Here is a 17,034-nt window from a genome sequence, read left to right as displayed (position 1 = left end):
GTAATATATTTATGATGGTGGAAAGATAGGATATTATATTATATAATTATTTTAGGTATGATGTTTTTATATTAATGAAGAAAATAGGATAGATTGGAGTAGGTATATAATCTTTTTAGTTTTCCTCTTGTTCCAGAATTATTTGTTACTTTTACATTCAAAATCAGTATGAAGTAAAATGGTTAGTTATTTACAGGTTGATGGATTAAGAAAATCGTTTGGAGACTTATTGCTTTTTGATGAATTGTCTTTTGGAATAGCAGAGGGTGAAAGAATCGGGTTGATTGCTAAAAATGGTTCGGGAAAGACAACATTGTTGAATATAATAGCAGGAAAAGAGGATTATGAGGCGGGATCAGTTGTGTTTCGCAGAGACTTAAAAGTGGGTTATCTGGAGCAAGATCCCAAATATCCAGCGGCATTGTCAGTCCTTGATGCATGTTTTCATTCTGATAATGAGATAGTTCAGTTAATATCTGAGTATGAATCGATAATAAACTCTTCAGACCATTCAAAATTAGAAGAGGTATTAGGCAGAATGGATTATTTTAAGGCTTGGGATTATGAGCAAAAAGCAAAGCAAATATTATCTCAATTAAAAATAAATAATTTTACTCAAAAAATAGAACACCTTTCTGGAGGGCAATTGAAACGGGTCGCTTTGGCAAACGTACTAATAGCTGAACCCGATTTATTGATTTTAGATGAACCGACAAATCATTTAGATTTGGAAATGACGGAATGGCTGGAGGATTATCTGAAAAGAACGAATGTGAGTTTGCTAATGGTCACTCATGACCGCTATTTTTTGGATAGAGTTTGCAATGAAATTGTAGAAATTGATAATCGTCGACTATATAATTATAAAGGGAATTATAGTTATTATCTTGAAAAACGCCAAGAAAGAGTAGATGCTCAAAATGCTGCGATAGACCGAGCTAATAATTTGTTGCGAACAGAGCTTGATTGGATTCGCCGTCAGCCTCAGGCCAGGGGAACAAAAGCAAAATATAGAATAGATGCATTTCATGAGTTAGAAGAAAAAGCTCGACAGGAAAAATCTTTAGGAAATGTAAAATTGGAAATTAAATCTTCTTATATAGGATCTAAGATATTTGAAGCAAAGCATTTATCTAAGAAATTTGGAGAATTAAAAATTCTGGAAGATTTTAATTATGTATTTGCCCGTTATGAAAAGATGGGGATTGTGGGCAATAACGGAACAGGAAAATCTACTTTTATAAAAATGCTCATGGGGTTGGTATCCCCGGATGAAGGGGAAATAGAGATAGGTGAAACAGTTCGTTTTGGGTATTATAGTCAAGATGGTCTTCAGTTTGATGAGCAAATGAGAGTAATCGATGCTGTACGAAATATTGCAGAAGAAATTTCATTGGGAGATGGAAAGAAATTGTCAGCCTCTCAATTTTTGCAACACTTTTTGTTTACACCGGAAACACAATATAATTATATTTATAAATTAAGTGGAGGTGAGAAACGAAGATTGTATTTATGTACAGTTCTTATCAGTAATCCTAATTTTTTGGTACTTGATGAACCTACTAATGATTTGGATATAGTAACGTTAAATGTTTTAGAAGAATATTTGAGAACATTTAAGGGGTGTGTGATTGTCGTTTCTCACGACCGTTATTTCATGGATAAAGTTGTAGACCATTTATTGGTGTTTAAGGGTAATGCTGAATTGAAAGATTTTCCTGGAAGCTATACCGATTATCGGGAGTGGAAAGATTTTCAGGAACAAAAAGAAAGGTCGGAACTTAATGCTCAAATAAAGAAAAGTAATGCAAATGAAAAAATTCTGTATAAGCGAAATGATGCTCAAGATACAGGTAAGCGGAAATTGACGTTTAAGGAACGCAAGGAGTTTGAAGAATTGGAAAAACAAATACCAATGCTTGAAGAGGAAAAGTCTTGTCTTGAGACAGAGATGAGTTCTGGAGTATTACCGACAGATGAATTAATCGAAAAATCAAATCGTATTGCTGTTCTTATTGATTTAATAGATGAAAAAACAATGCGTTGGTTGGAGTTGAGTGAAATGCAATAGACTAAAAAAGATGGATTAGTAAGTATGTATTTTATTTATAATAAGAAAATAATATTATATGAATAGATGAGTTGTAGTTGTTGTTGGTGTCTTTATTTAAAATAAAATTTATAAATTTGAAAACTCAATTTAATTAATATCTTTTCTACTATTATAATGTAGATTTTAAATTGTTAAGATAAAGAGATGTGTGACCTATGCCTGAAAGTGAATCCCGACGATAATGTGGCTGTAGCTGTAGTACCTCTTCGTGCTGGGAAAAGATTGAATGTTGATGGATGGGATATTATTCTTCCTAGAGATATTCCTGCTGGACAAAAAATAGCTCTTCTTAATCTTGAAGCAGGAGATTATATTATAAAATATGGTTGTCCTATTGGTTATGTCACAGATTATATAGATCGAGGTGAATGGATAAATGAGAAAAATGCGCGTATTTGTCCGACAGGTATCCAAGATACTCGTAAAACTCATCAGGTAGATTTGTCAAGTCTTTGGAATCAGGATATTTGTAAAGGATATTTAAGGAAGAGTGGAGAAGCTGGGGTAAGAAACGATGTGTGGATTATTGCTGCTTCTGAAAATGTGACGTCTTTAGTATATGAGCTGGCCGATTCTTTGCGTTCGACAATGGATGGTAATGGTATTAATTTTATAGTTCCTTTTCCATATAATAGGGTATTGTTTAGCCATCCTGAGCCAAATAGTTATTCATATAAAATTTTAAAAGATTTGGTGTGCCATCCTAATGCCGGAGGAGTTTTGGTAATTGCGTCAGAGAACGATTTTGATAAAATAGAGTCATTTAAAAAATTTTTAGGAAAATATGATTCTGGACGTATTCGTTTTATATCAGTAAAAGATAATAAAACTGGGCAAAAATCTTGTTTGAAGCTCCTTAAAGAATTATATATACGTGCATCTAAAAATGAAATCACAGAGATTCCTTTATCAAAATTACGGCTTGATTGAAAGTAGCGAATTATCTTTGGTCTTATAGATATTATGATTGTGATACTATCGAATATTAGGGTGTAATTATTCACTACAGCTATCGATAATTTTAAAAATGTTGAGGTTGTTGATTATAGTGGATTGTATGGGTTTATATAAGGTTCTATAATATTAGGATTGATTATTCGTTATTATATATATTATTGATTAATCATTATTTATTGCTTGATTAGGGGGGATTTTTCTAATTTATTGGATGAATAGATAGAAATAGGGATTTTGATAGAATACGATATTTTAAATGAAATAACATAAAAATAGCCTTGAATATCATATTTTATCAAATTATTTGGACTTTTCTTCCGTATTCTATTGCTGTGTGAGTATAATTTTGTTTCCATACAAAAAGTAAACAGTTCAATTCTGTACAAACGTATTTTATAATATATAAACGAAAATATATATTAATGTTTTTGTATCACCGTATAATAGATGATATAGAATAAGAATTTAATGAGAAGAATGTTCTTTTTGTGTATTTTTCTGGTTATTAGTGTTAGTATGATTTATAAGTTGAATACAAATGAAATATTATGAAAAAGACGAGGAGTAGATTGATTTATATCTTGAACAGGAGTTTATTTATAAGTATGTTGCTTTTGTTTGCACCAAATATTTTGTCACAGATTACAATAAAAGGCAGTGTTGTAGATATAACAGATGAGCCTCTTGTTGGTGTAAATATTATGGTAAAGGATACGAAGATTGGCGCGATAACTGATATAGATGGGAAATTTTCTATTTTAGTTCCAAATACCGTGAAAAATCCGATTCTCCTTTTTTCTTATCTTGGATTTAATAAAAAAGAAGTCTTGGTGAAAAAATCAGAAACATTGAAAATTACGTTGAACGAAGAGGCTCAGTCTTTAGATGAGGTTGTTGTGGTGGGTTATGGTACAGTTGTGCGTCGAGACCTTACGGGATCAGTGGATAAAGTCGATATTAAGGAAATGCAGAAAGCTGCGGTTCCTACGTTTGATGAATCTTTGGCGGGTCGTGTTGCAGGGGTTAATGTTGTTGCTTCTGATGGAACACCAGGTGTAGATGCCTCTATTATTATTAGAGGGGCTAATTCTATAACACAAAGTAATTCACCGTTGTATGTTATTGATGGATTTCCGGTGGAATCATCATTAAGCAGTGTTGTCGATCCCAGTGACATTGAATCAATGGAAATATTGAAAGATGCTTCAGCGACAGCTATTTATGGGGCAAGAGGGGCAAATGGGGTTATTTTGATTACGACAAAGTCTGGGACGGCATCTAAACCGACACTTACTTATAATGGATATTTTGGTGTGCAGAATGTTGCTAAAACCATGGATTTAATGGATGGTTATGAGTTTGTTAAGATGCAAGGGGAGGTTTTTGGTCCGGAAACAATGGAAAAATATTATTTTTTTGATGGAAGAACACTTGATGATTATAGGGGTACAGGGACTGATTTTCAAGAGCAACTATTTCGGCAGGCTATTACTCAAAAACATGGAATATCTTTAATGTCTGGGTCAGGAAATACGAAGTATAGTGCTTCATTTTCGTATACAGATCAGCGTGGTGTAGTAATTAATTCGGGATTTAAACGTTATCAGGGGCGTGTTTCTGTAGATCAGGATGTAAGAAAGTGGTTAAAAATAGGGGTAAAGGCATCTTATTCACAAACTAAATATTATGGGCCTTGGCTGTCTGAAGGTTCTGGAACTTATAGTTTATTGCAGAATACATGGGCTTATAGACCGGTAACAGGTTCCAGTAATTTTGATTTAGAAAATGACTTGTTTGACCCAATATTGAATACACAAGATAATTATCGTATCAATCCTATTGTAGCTATGAATAATGAGATAGATAATCGTAATTATACTTATTTCATGACTAATGGATATGTGGATATTTCCTTACCATATGATTTGAAATTTCGTTCAACAATTGGTTATTCAAAAGATAATTCGAGAAATGATACGTTCAATAATTCCAAAACCCGAAGCGGTAATCCGGTGACTACGACGCTGGGTGTCAACGGAGGAATGGCTTATGATGAAAAAATGAGTTGGGTTTCTGAAAATACGCTGACTTATAAAAAGAAAATTAGGAAACATTCAGTTGAAGGTTTGGGAGGCTTTTCGGTACAAAAAGGAGATAGGGTATATACATATGTTCGTATGCAACAAGTTCCTTATGAGCAATTGGGTATGAGTGGTTTGGATCAAGGAGAATTTTATAGTATGGAAACCTATCGAAATGATTGGGTGCTGGCTTCAGGGTATGCTCGGTTTAATTATAATTATGATTGGAAGTATTATTTGACAGCGACTATGCGAGCCGATGGTTCTTCAAAATTTTCTGATAGTAATAAATGGGGATATTTTCCATCGGCATCGGTAATGTGGCGTTTCAATAAAGAAAAATTTATGAAAGGCCTAAAATTTATAAATGATGCCAAGCTTCGCGTTAGTTGGGGGTTGACAGGGAATAATCGGGTAAGTGAATATGCTTCACTTCCGCAGATTACAGCGGATAAACCTAACAAATATTATTTTGGAAATACACCTATTTTAGGTACGGCAAAGACTGTAATGGGGAATCCTGATTTGAAATGGGAGACTACAATGCAAAGTAATATTGGTTTAGATTTGAAGTTATTTAATAACCGGATTAATTTTACAGGAGACCTTTATTTGAAACGAACAAGAGATTTGTTATTGAATGCTCAACTACCAGGTTCATTCGGTTACGCAACTTCGTATAAAAATATAGGCGAAGTTGAAAATCGGGGTCTCGAACTGACATTGAATACATTAAATGTCAAAACGAAGGATTTTTCTTGGGAAACCAATTTTAATATAGCATTTAACAAGAATAAAGTGCTGGCATTGACAGAAAATCAGGAAACCATTGTAAGTTCGGTATGGTGGGAATATAACTGGCAATCTCAACCTGCGTATATAGCTCGTATAGGAGAACCTTTGGGTCAGATGTATGGTTTTGTTTATGAAGGAACTTATAAGTATGATGATTTTACTCGTACTGGGGATACATATTATTTGAAAGATAATATCGCTTATCCAGGTGCTCGCAAAAATGTCCAGCCTGGAGATATGAAATATAGAGATATCAATGACGATGGTGTTATTGATGATAATGATCGTACCATTATTGGGAGAGGAACACCGATTCATACAGGAGGATTTACCAATGTTTTTCGGTATAAAGATTTTGATTTAAGTATATTTTTTCAGTGGTCTTATGGAAATGATATTATTAATGCGAATAAATATATGTTTGAGCGTTATTATATGCCTAATTCCAATATGTTTGCTTCTTACATTAATCGTTGGACACCGGAAAACCCGAATAGTGATATTCCTCGTATCAATGAAGGCTCGGGAGGGTACTATTCTACATATGGTATTGAGGATGGTTCTTATTTAAGATTAAAAACGGTGACTTTAGGCTATAACATGCCGAAAAAAATTGCAAATAAACTGTATCTGCAGAATGTGAGAATTTTCGTATCAGGACAGAATTTATGGACATGGACAAAATATACGGGAATGGATCCTGAAGTATCGACACGCAATAATGTACTGACTCCTGGATTTGATTTTTCAGCATATCCTCGTGCAAGAACTTTCTCTATAGGGTTGAATATGAGTTTGAAATAATTAAATAAAAAATACTGATGAAAAAGACGATAATATATATAGGTTTGGCTGTATCTGTTTCTTTGTTTGCGGCTTGTAGTGATTTGCTGGATACTAATCCAAAGGATTTTCTTTCAATAGAGAGTTATTATAAAACAGAAGATGATGTCATAAATTCTTTAGGTGCTATATATTCTGTATTGGGTAGCCAGAATACTTATGGACGGTATTTGGTTATTGATGGTGCAATGGATGATTTGTGTTATTGGAACCAAAGTGAGGCTGATATCATAAATCGCCTTTGTAGTTGGAATTATACCCCGGCGCAGCCTCATTTAGCCAATTTGTGGAATAGTTTGTATGAAGGGATAGAGCGGTCAAATGTTTTGTTAGAAAATATTGGGAAGGTGGATGGATTGGAAGAAACAGCTCGGAATAAGTATATTGGAGAAACTCGTTTCCTGAGGGCATATTATCATTATTTGTTGGCTGATAATTGGGGAGCAGTGCCTTTGAAGATGGTTTCTAGCAAAAAAGTCTCTGAGGTTAATATTGCACCAACTTCGCAAAAGGAAATATTTCAGACTGTTGTTGAGGAGATTGAGGATATACTTGAAAAAGACATGCTTAACCCTGCTGATAGTTACAACCATGTATCACGTGTAAGTACGACAGTGGCTCAGGGTATCCTTGCCCGTATTTATTTGAAGATGGCTGGTTATCCATTGTATATGGGAGAGGATATGTATGAGAAGGCTCTCTATTGGGCTCAGCAAGTGGAATTAAGTCATTTACACATGTTGAATCGTGATTATGATCAAATATTTATAAATCATTCTCAAGATATACAAGATGTACAATATAGAGAAAGTATGTGGGAAGCTAATTTTGTTGGGAATTCTACGACAGATCCGGGAAAGAGTGATAAATATAGTTGGATAGGGGTTACAAATGGAATTATTTGTTATTCAGATAAGGATGATTTGGGATATTCATATGGATATATTCGTACTCGCTTGAAGTTGTGGGATTTATTTGATGATACTGATAAAAGAAAGATGCGGAGTATAGCTCCGTATAAGTTCAATACAACAGATGTAAACAAGTATGATGAGAAAACGACATCTTTTACATCTATTGCTGAGCGTTGTGCTGCAAAATGGAGAAGAGAAGAAGAAAGTGTGAAACCTAAAACGAAAAATTACAGTACAACTAATTTCCCTATATTGAGATATTCAGATGTGCTGCTTATGATTGCTGAGGCTGAGAATGAGTTGCATGGGGCAACAGATGTTGCTCTTGCTGCGCTTAATCAGGTAAGGGAACGTGCTGGAGTAAAATGTTACACAACAGGTACAACGGATGACACAAAAATTACAGTTACCGGTGCAGATGAGTTACGTCAGATAATTAGAGATGAGAGAGCTCGAGAGCTGTGTTTTGAAGGGATTCGGAAACATGACCTTATTCGGTGGGGAATTTATGTTCAGGAAATGCAAAAAGCTGCAGCGGAACCTTATGAAACCGGAAATGTAGGTAATGGGCGTACAAGTGATGCTAATCAACGGACGAAAATGGCAGCCATTGCCAGTAAAATGACGGAGAAGTATTTATTATTTCCTATTCCTCAGAGCGAGTTGAATTTGAATAATAAAATGAAACAAAACAAGTATTGGTAATTTTAAAATTAAAGTAAAAATGACTAAAAATATATTTTTGTTGGCAGGTATCAGTCTTCTATTTGGGTCATCTTGTGATAATTTGGATTTGGAAATACCGACGTTAAAGATAAGTGTGGATACTGAGAATGCTGTGACAATCGATGAAAATAATATTCCGGTATTTAGAAAAGGAGAGAATATAAAATTTAATATCGATGCACAAGCTGATATGATAACGTTTTATTCGGGTGAGCCGGGAATGATGTATAAACATAGAAACCGAACATCAATTGATGGTTCTCCTTATATGCAATTTGATGTGGAACTGGAGGGATCAGGTATGCCGGATGGAAGCTTGAAAGTACTACTTTCATCTGATTTTAAGGGGTTCACAAAAGATTCGAAAATCGATGCTCAAAGGATACAAGAGGCTACGTGGATAGATATAAGCGACCAATGTAATATTCCTGTAATACCTAATACTACAAACTCTACTCCTAAAATAGATTTAGGAGAATATGCGGGAAAGCCTTTGTATGTTGCTTTTCGTTGCGTACGTCCTAAAAATTCGGGGGAATGGCCACGTTATCAGGTAAAAAATCTATCTATAAATAATGAGGCGGACGGAACTTCTTATTCCGTGATGAATACAGGGAATGCAGGGTGGATTGTATATGATTTTAATGCTCCTATAGGTACTGATCCTTATTTATCGAATGGGGGTTCTGCATCAAACAGGGTATGGGACATCCGTAATGCAGTTACGGATAATCGTATTTATATTGGTTATTCATCGAGTGTGGCTTATGATGACTGGGCTGTAACTGAAGCGATCGATTTGACTTCGGTCTCTCCTGATCTGGGTGAGGGGATAAAGGCTTATGACGATGATCGTATCAGAGATTACCAGTATATATATAATACAACAGGTATGTTTACAGTGACTTTTGTTGCTTTTAATTCTCGTTTTTCAGAAAAAGAGATGGTTGTAAAGGAACTTACTATAAAAATAATAGATTAATCGACAATAAAAGGTATGGGAACGAAAATGGCGGTTGATTAATCGTGTGTTTTTCCGGTTAATTGGCTATTCTCTGTACGTTTGTTAGTCTTAAATTGTAATAGAGGAATTTTTTAAGAAATAAAAACATACACGTATGAAATATATTTATTTTATAACGCTATTATCGGTTTGTTTATGCTTTGGTTTAAACGGGATGGCGGAAATAAAGATGCCGACTATATTTGGAGATAATATGGTTTTACAACAACGTTCGCATGCTGCTATTTGGGGGTGGGCGTCACCTCAAAAACGTGTAGTAGTGAAAACGTCATGGAATGGAAAATCTTATACAGTTCTTGCAGATGAGAATGGAAAATGGAAACTTAAAGTGCAAACTCCGGATGCAGGGGGACCTTATACTATTAAAATCAGTGATGGGAAAGAAAAAGTCTTGAATAATGTCCTTATAGGTGAAGTTTGGTTGTGTTCTGGACAGTCTAATATGGAGATGCCAATGAGGGGCTTTTCTTTACAACCTGTTCGAAATTCTCAAGATGCAATAGTTAGAGCGAAAAATAAAAATATACGAGTATTTACTGTACAGAGGAATTATGATTTATCTCCATTAGATGATTGTACGGGGATATGGGAAGAAGCTTCTCCTGAGTCTATCGCTCGTACCAGTGCTGTTGCTTATTATTTTGGGCGATTGCTTAATCAAGTGGAAGATGTTCCGGTAGGGCTGCTTATTACAACATGGGGAGGGTCTTCGATTAAGGCATGGATGAGCAAAGAGAATTTAGCAGGGTTTGATATTTATCCAGCAAAAAGTAAGGCTGAGATAAAGAAGCCGGTTCATAGTCCTACTGTATTATATAATGCTATGCTTCATCCTCTTATCGGATATGGAATAAGAGGTACGATATGGTATCAAGGAGAAACTGATGTGGCTATTCCTAATTTGTATATAGATTTGTTTAAGTCTATGGTTAGAGAGTGGAGAATGCAATGGGGAGTGGGAGAATTTCCATTTTATTATTGTCAGATAGCTCCTTATAAACATTCTAAAAATCAGGCTTTTTTTAGAGAAGCACAAGGAAAATGTATGAGTATTGTCCCTAATACAGGTATGGTAGTGACAATGGATGCAGATAGTCCCGATTGTATACATCCAGATAAGAAACAAGAAGTCGGTGAGAGATTGGCATATTGGGCATTGGCCGAAACTTATGGAATAAAAGGCTTTAAATACAAAAGTCCGACAGTGAAAGGAATGAAAGTCGAAGGGAATGTTGCTATTATATCTTTTAATGATGCTCCCAATGGATTGATAGCTAAGAATGGGGAGGTAAAAGGAGTCTATATTGCTGGAAAAAATAAGAAATGGTATAAAGCTAATGTCAGTTTTTTTGAAAATACAATGCGGGTATCAGCCCACGATGTACTTGAACCGGTAGCTGTAAGATATGCTTTTGATGAATATGCTCCGGGAGAGATTTTTAGCACTCAAGGGCTGCCTGTTTCTTCTTTTAGAACTGATGATTGGACAGAGTAAAGGTGGAAGACTCTTATTTATTTTTTTGTAAATGGAGTATGACATACAATATTTTATAATTTGTTGTGAGCAAGATATCAGATAAAATTTAATTACACTTTTGTATCAAATTATTTAGACGATTTTGGCTATTAATTGGTGTTGAAACAGGTTTCCTTTGTTATGTAGTTCTTAACTAAAAATGGAAAATCATGAAAAAGAAAATGTTTGCGATATTATTCGCTGTTTTTTCTGTAAGCGTATTTGCTCAGAAAGTTGAATTAAGAAATGGAGGAATGGAAGAGTGGAAAAATGGTGCAGCTATGCCTGTTCGTTGGGGAGCATATTATAATGATATTGAAGCTGGATTGTATTCACAATCAAAAAATGCTCATTCTGGAAAGTATGCTTTACAAATAGATTTTGAGCCACAAAGAGAGCATGATAATCGTCGCTTCTTTTCTTTTCCAGTGAAACTTGAAGAGGGAAAATATTCGTTGACTCTATATGTGAAGGGCAGAGGTGAAGTGCGTTTTGTTTCTTTTACAAAGAAAGATGAAGCAGCCGGTAGCCATACTAATGATGTAAATGTGGTGGGTACTCCTAAAATAGAAATAATCAATAATAAAAAATGGGAGGCATATACATTGGATTTTGATATTAAGGAAGCCGATATATATCAGCTCTTTATTTGTTTGAATGCTGCAGATAAGCTTCTTATCGATGATATTACTTTGACAAAGAAATAATGTTTAATTTTAAATCTAAAGAAATGAAAAAGTTATACGTATTAGTTTTGTCTGTTTTTTTACTAACTGTAACAAGTAATGCTCAGACATTAACAAAATTGGGTATTCGTTTTAGTGAAGATACATCATTAAAATTGAATAGTGTGGTAGGTTTTGACCCGGCTAAGACTTATTATGAGGTTATCTTGCCGGTAACACAAATGGTGGTCCCAAAAGTAGAAGCTACTCCTGCTGAAGATTGTGGAACCCAAGTAACGCAAGCAAAGTCTATTATAGGAACAGAGACTGAACGTACGGCAACTGTTGTTGTTACTAAAGGTGAGGATATACAAACTTATACAGTTGTTTTTGTTAAGTCGGATAGTTTTATAGAAGGATTTACTGAAGAAGGTTCTGGTGTTGCAGGAAGTTTTTATCTTGATGGTGATGCCAATCATGGGGAACAGGTTGGCAACAGAAGTTGTCGTACCAGCAATAATGCAAATGCGTCGTATTGGACATTTACTGTACCGAGTGCTGGAATTTTGACATTCTATATAACTCAGGATAATTTGAATAATTCAAAAAAATTGTCGACATTTCAAATCAAAAAATCAAAAGATGGGAATACAGGGTGGGTTCCTTTAATGTCGGAAGATGCTGCTACTTATGAATTTCCTGAAGTTGGAGAATGGAAAAAAGTTGAAATTCCTGTGAATGAGGAAGGTGAGGTGTATATCCAATTTGCTGTTACGAAAACGGGAACGACAAGAGATTTCCGTTTTGATGATGTGGTGATTACACCCTATTCAGAAATATCATCTGTTTCGAATGGAGTTTCAGATAATAAGATTATTGCTTATGCTGTAGATGGTAAGATATATATTGACAAAGCTGTTGTGGGCGATAAATATATAGTGTGTGATTTGTCTGGAAAATTAGTTTGTGAAGGCACATTTTCTGGTTCTGTTGTAATTTCCATAGAGAAAGGTATATATTTTGTAAAAACAAGTGCAGGAGTAGCAAAAGTAATGGTTCGATAACTGGTATTGCTTATAGAGTTTGAGGAAAGTGGATGCTAGTTATTGTTAGCAGTAAGAATAATTATTGTTTTTAAGAAAATTCCGGAGAAGTAAAGAGTATTATTTTTTATATCTTACTTTTTCGGAATTTGTTATTCAACTTATATTTTTGTAATTGGATAGCAGTATAGGCTTGTAAATATGAATTTATATATTTTATTTACATTTTATTATCAAAAAAAGGAGGATGTGTTTGCCAAGAAATAGCTGATTTGTCCGTTGTTATTATAAAGGTAATTGATAAATAGAGAAACCATGAGAATACGTATAGGATTTGTTGTATTAAATTTTCTTTTCTTTTTTGTTTGTGTTTATGGACAGAATTATACTTTTGAGAGTTTGAATGTGGAGTCTGGACTCTCTCAGGTAACTGTTACGTGTAGTTATCAGGATGAATTGGGGATGATGTGGTTTGGCACAAAGGATGGCTTAAATCGTTTTGACGGTAACGAGGTAAAAGTGTTTAAGCCGATCTTGGGAGATACAACTTCTCTTACAAAAGCCAATATTCGAGCTATTACTGGGGATGGGGAAGGTAACCTTTATCTTCAGACACAAGGGGCTGTGATTAAGTTTGATATGAGGAAAGAAGTGTTTAAGGATTTATTGAAAATTGGTAATGGAGCGTTAGGTAAGGGAAGAAATGGTATATGGATAGGAGTACGTAATAGTTTGTATTGTTATTCTCCTGGAAAAGATGAAATGGTTTTGGTGCGAGAGATAAAAAACACGTCTTTCAATTGTATTTTGGAATCTGAAGATGGAGTTTGTTGGATGGGTACGAACCGAGGATTGTTAGCATTAGACGATAAGTATACATTACGTTCTTTTTTTACAGATTCTCAGGTTCGGGCAATGTACCGGGATAAGAATAAAAATATGTGGGTATGTACAAATAATCGAGGACTAATAAAACTTGCTCCTACAGGGGATGTAACTATTTTCCGGCATAACCCAAAGGATAATAAATCTATTGTCAGTGATTTTGTTCGAGCTATATGTGAAGATAATTTGGGCAATATATGGATAGGTTCTCAATTTGGACTTTGCCGGTTGGATATTAACACATCGGAGTTTAAGACTTATGTGCATTCTACTGAAAATACAGGAAGCTTGACTTCTAATTCTGTTGTTCATTTGTATAAAGATAGACAGGGCACGATATGGATAGGGACCTTCTTTGGAGGAGTGAATTATTTCAATCCGGAAAGTCAGAATTTTCGCTTTTATCCACCAGAAAAGGGTGGACTACCGTATCCGGTAATTGGAAATTTTATCGAAGATAAAAACGGGTTGATATGGATTTGTACGGAAGGTGGAGGTTATGTAACGTCCTTTAATCCACATACGGAACAATTTACCTCTTATCATTTACCGGGAAATAATTTCAAATCTGTTTATTATGATGCGAACCGGCATTGTCTTTGGCTGGGAACCCATTTGGAATATATTGTCAAATTTTATATAGACACACGTAAGACTGAAATTATAGAAAGTTCATCAAGTGATATTTCTCATTTTTTTGGACAGCATATTTTGGCTTTAGTCCCTTATAAGGGTAAATTGTTGGTAGGTTCGACAGCTGGAGTTATGCTTTATGACCCACAAGATGGGACTTCAATGAAGTTTTTTCAAGAAATTAGTAGTTTGGTAACTACAATGCTTGTTGATTCTCGAAAACGATTATGGATAGGAACTGAGAATGAGGGTTTGTTTTGTTATGATACTGAAAGTGGAAATATAACTTCATATAAACATAAACCTGGTGTTCAGAATAACTTGAGTTCTAATAATATCAATTGTATTCTTGAGGATGACAAACAGCGTATCTGGATAGGAACAAACGGGTATGGGCTCAATCTTTTTTTACCGGAAAGTAATGATTTTAAGGTTTTTTCTAAAGAAAATAGTCGTTTGATAGATAATACCATAGTAGCGTTAGCTCAATCAAAGTCTGGAAAAATTTTAGTAGGTACAGGAAACGGATTATCGATATGTGAGGTACAAAATAAGTTTTTAGTAGTTAATTATCCATTTAATAATGGATTCCCATTGACAACAATTAATGATAAAAGCCTATATGTATCGCGAGAAGGAGATATTTTTGTTGGGGGTATCAATGGTATGGTAATTCTGGAAGAAACAGATTTTAACTATCAGCAGAAGCCTTTTGATATTCAGTTCTCGAAATTGTATGTTAATAATATGGAGGTAAAGCAAGGCGATAAAACAGGAATTCTTAGTCAAGCTTTGCCTTATACTTCTGAAATAAAAATTAAGCCTGGATATTCAGTTTTTTCTGTAGCGTTTTCTACTGATAATTATATTTATCCCAGCCAAGAGGAAATTGAGTACCGTTTGAAGGGTTTTGAATCTGACTGGATGACTGCCCGGTTTGGACGGATGCTGACTTATACTAATTTGAATCCAGGAAAGTATGAATTAGAACTTCGTCTTAAAAATTTTCCGGAGATAACGAAAACTTTGTTTATTGACATTATTCCTCCGTTTTACAATACTTGGTATGCCTATTTTTTCTATGTCCTTGTTGCTTTAGGACTTATTTATTGGTATATCCGTCAAGACAAGATGCGTTTTTATTTGAAAAAATCTTTGGAATTTGAAAAGAAAGAGAAGGAAAAAACGGAAGAATTGACTCAGTCAAAATTACGTTTTTTTACTAATATCTCACATGAAATACGTACTCCGATAACTTTAATTATAGGACAGGCTGAAAGTCTACTTCATTCTCAAAATATACATCCTTCTGTATATAATAAAATTATCAATATACATAAAAATGCATCAAATTTGAGTGGACTAATTAATGAGTTGCTTGATTTTCGCAAACAGGAACAAGGGCATTTGAAGTTAAAAATATCGGAAGTAAATTTTGTGGAATTTTTGAAGGAGACATTTCTTACATTTTATGAATATGCTCAAAATAATAATATTTCTTTCAAGTTCTGTCGAAGTTCAGATGAGATAAATCTTTGGATTGATGTAGAGCAAATGCAGAAGGTTATAAATAATTTATTGTCAAATGCGTTCAAATTTACACCTCCGGGTGGTAATGTCGTGATTTCACTTGAAGAAAATGAATCGGAAGTTATATTTTCCATATCTGATAATGGACAGGGAATTTTACCTGATAAAATAGACCATATATTTGACCGTTTTTATCAGGCGGATTTAACGGATAATGTTCCAGGTACTGGCATTGGATTGGCTTTGACAAAAGGTATTATTGAGTTGCATTCGGGACAGATTCAAGTGAAGAGTGAAGTGGGCAAAGGAACAGTATTTAGTGTCATATTAAAAAAAGGTGATACACATTTTCCAGAAGGTACTATGCGCCTTGAGAAAAAAGTAGATATAAGTGATTATAAAAATAGTTTACCTGTGGAAGATGTTTCAGAGTTACCACAACAAAATTTAAGTGGAGAAAAAGATAAATTGTTAATTGTAGAGGATAATGAAGACTTGCGGAATTTTTTAAAAGAAATTTTTTCAGCTATATATGATGTTGAGGTTGCTGAGGATGGAATAATTGGATTAGAGAAAGTTCGGTCTTTTTTACCAGATGTTGTTATCAGTGATATTATGATGCCTCGTATGTCGGGAATAGAGTTGTGTTCCAAGATAAAGAATAACTTTGATACATGCCACATTCCGGTTATATTACTTACTGCCAAGACTGCACTTGAACATAAGTTTGAAGGGCTTCGTATTGGTGCAGATGATTATATTTCTAAACCTTTTAATGTGAAATTATTGGTATTAAGATGTAATAATTTGGTAAATTCACATAGGATATTACAGTCTAAATTTGTTCAGCAACCAGATCTTATTCATCAGCAACAAGTTGCGACGAATGCAGCGGATAAAGACTTTGTTGAAAAAGCAACTAAAATTGTGGAGGCCAATCTGGATAAGAATGAGTTCGATGTGAATATTTTTGCTATGGAAATGAATTTGAGCCGTTCTTCACTCTTTAATAAATTGAAAGGGGTAACTGGCTTGACTCCTAACAATTTTATATCCAATATACGTTTGAAAAAAGCAGCAGAAATGTTGTTGAATAATCCGGAACTGAAAATAAGTGATGTAGCTTATACTTTGAATTTCAGTAGTCCTCGTTATTTTAATAAATGCTTTAAAGATTTGTTTGGTTATGCTCCGGCAGATTATCGAAAAAGCAATAAAGTGCAGAATGAATAGTACGTTGAGGAAACGATAGAATAGAGAATATAGTCCATGATATTGCTTTCCTGTTTACAAAAAAGGATTGCAATAG

General features: G+C 34.3%; 9 protein-coding genes. All 9 read left to right on the top strand.

The features are described 5' to 3' along the window. The first annotated feature begins 178 nt into the window (after window positions 1–178). Window positions 179–2,071 (top strand): ABC-F family ATP-binding cassette domain-containing protein, encoded by a 1,893-nt coding sequence (locus tag Cop2CBH44_RS06765; protein ID WP_021931378.1) that lies wholly within the window; start codon window positions 179–181, stop codon window positions 2,069–2,071. Window positions 2,072–2,257: 186 nt separating this feature from the next. Then, window positions 2,258–3,043 carry a UxaA family hydrolase gene (locus tag Cop2CBH44_RS06760; protein ID WP_200755772.1) on the top strand — a complete coding sequence of 262 codons (786 nt, stop codon included), beginning with the start codon at window positions 2,258–2,260 and terminating at the stop codon, window positions 3,041–3,043. Window positions 3,044–3,618: 575 nt separating this feature from the next. Then, window positions 3,619–6,750 (top strand): SusC/RagA family TonB-linked outer membrane protein, encoded by a 3,132-nt coding sequence (locus Cop2CBH44_RS06755; RefSeq protein ID WP_021931380.1) that lies wholly within the window; start codon window positions 3,619–3,621, stop codon window positions 6,748–6,750. A 17-nt stretch (window positions 6,751–6,767) separates the two neighbouring features. Beyond that, complete coding sequence (locus tag Cop2CBH44_RS06750; RefSeq protein WP_021931381.1) at window positions 6,768–8,408, top strand: RagB/SusD family nutrient uptake outer membrane protein; 1,641 nt, start codon at window positions 6,768–6,770, stop codon at window positions 8,406–8,408. A gap of 19 nt (window positions 8,409–8,427) precedes the next feature. After that, a complete protein-coding gene (locus Cop2CBH44_RS06745; protein ID WP_021931382.1) occupies window positions 8,428–9,411 on the top strand; it encodes a DUF5017 domain-containing protein in 984 nt (327 codons plus the stop codon). Window positions 9,412–9,547: 136 nt separating this feature from the next. Further along, window positions 9,548–10,948: a sialate O-acetylesterase gene (locus Cop2CBH44_RS06740; RefSeq protein WP_021931383.1), complete on the top strand. Its 1,401-nt coding sequence runs from the start codon at window positions 9,548–9,550 to the stop codon at window positions 10,946–10,948. Between the two features lie 191 nt (window positions 10,949–11,139). Then, on the top strand, window positions 11,140–11,676 hold the full coding sequence (locus Cop2CBH44_RS06735) for a hypothetical protein (protein WP_021931384.1): 537 nt from the start codon (window positions 11,140–11,142) through the stop codon (window positions 11,674–11,676). A 23-nt stretch (window positions 11,677–11,699) separates the two neighbouring features. After that, a complete protein-coding gene (locus Cop2CBH44_RS06730) occupies window positions 11,700–12,698 on the top strand; it encodes a hypothetical protein (RefSeq protein WP_154668416.1) in 999 nt (332 codons plus the stop codon). Window positions 12,699–12,992: 294 nt separating this feature from the next. Next, window positions 12,993–16,958, top strand: a complete 3,966-nt coding sequence (locus Cop2CBH44_RS06725) for a hybrid sensor histidine kinase/response regulator transcription factor (RefSeq protein WP_055097130.1) — start codon at window positions 12,993–12,995, stop codon at window positions 16,956–16,958. The last annotated feature ends 76 nt before the right edge of the window (window positions 16,959–17,034 follow it).

Origin of the sequence: Coprobacter secundus subsp. similis (assembly GCF_015097275.1) — a bacterium.
Classification (GTDB): Bacteria; Bacteroidota; Bacteroidia; order Bacteroidales; family Coprobacteraceae; genus Coprobacter; species Coprobacter secundus.
This window is presented reverse-complemented; position numbering and strand designations above follow the sequence as displayed.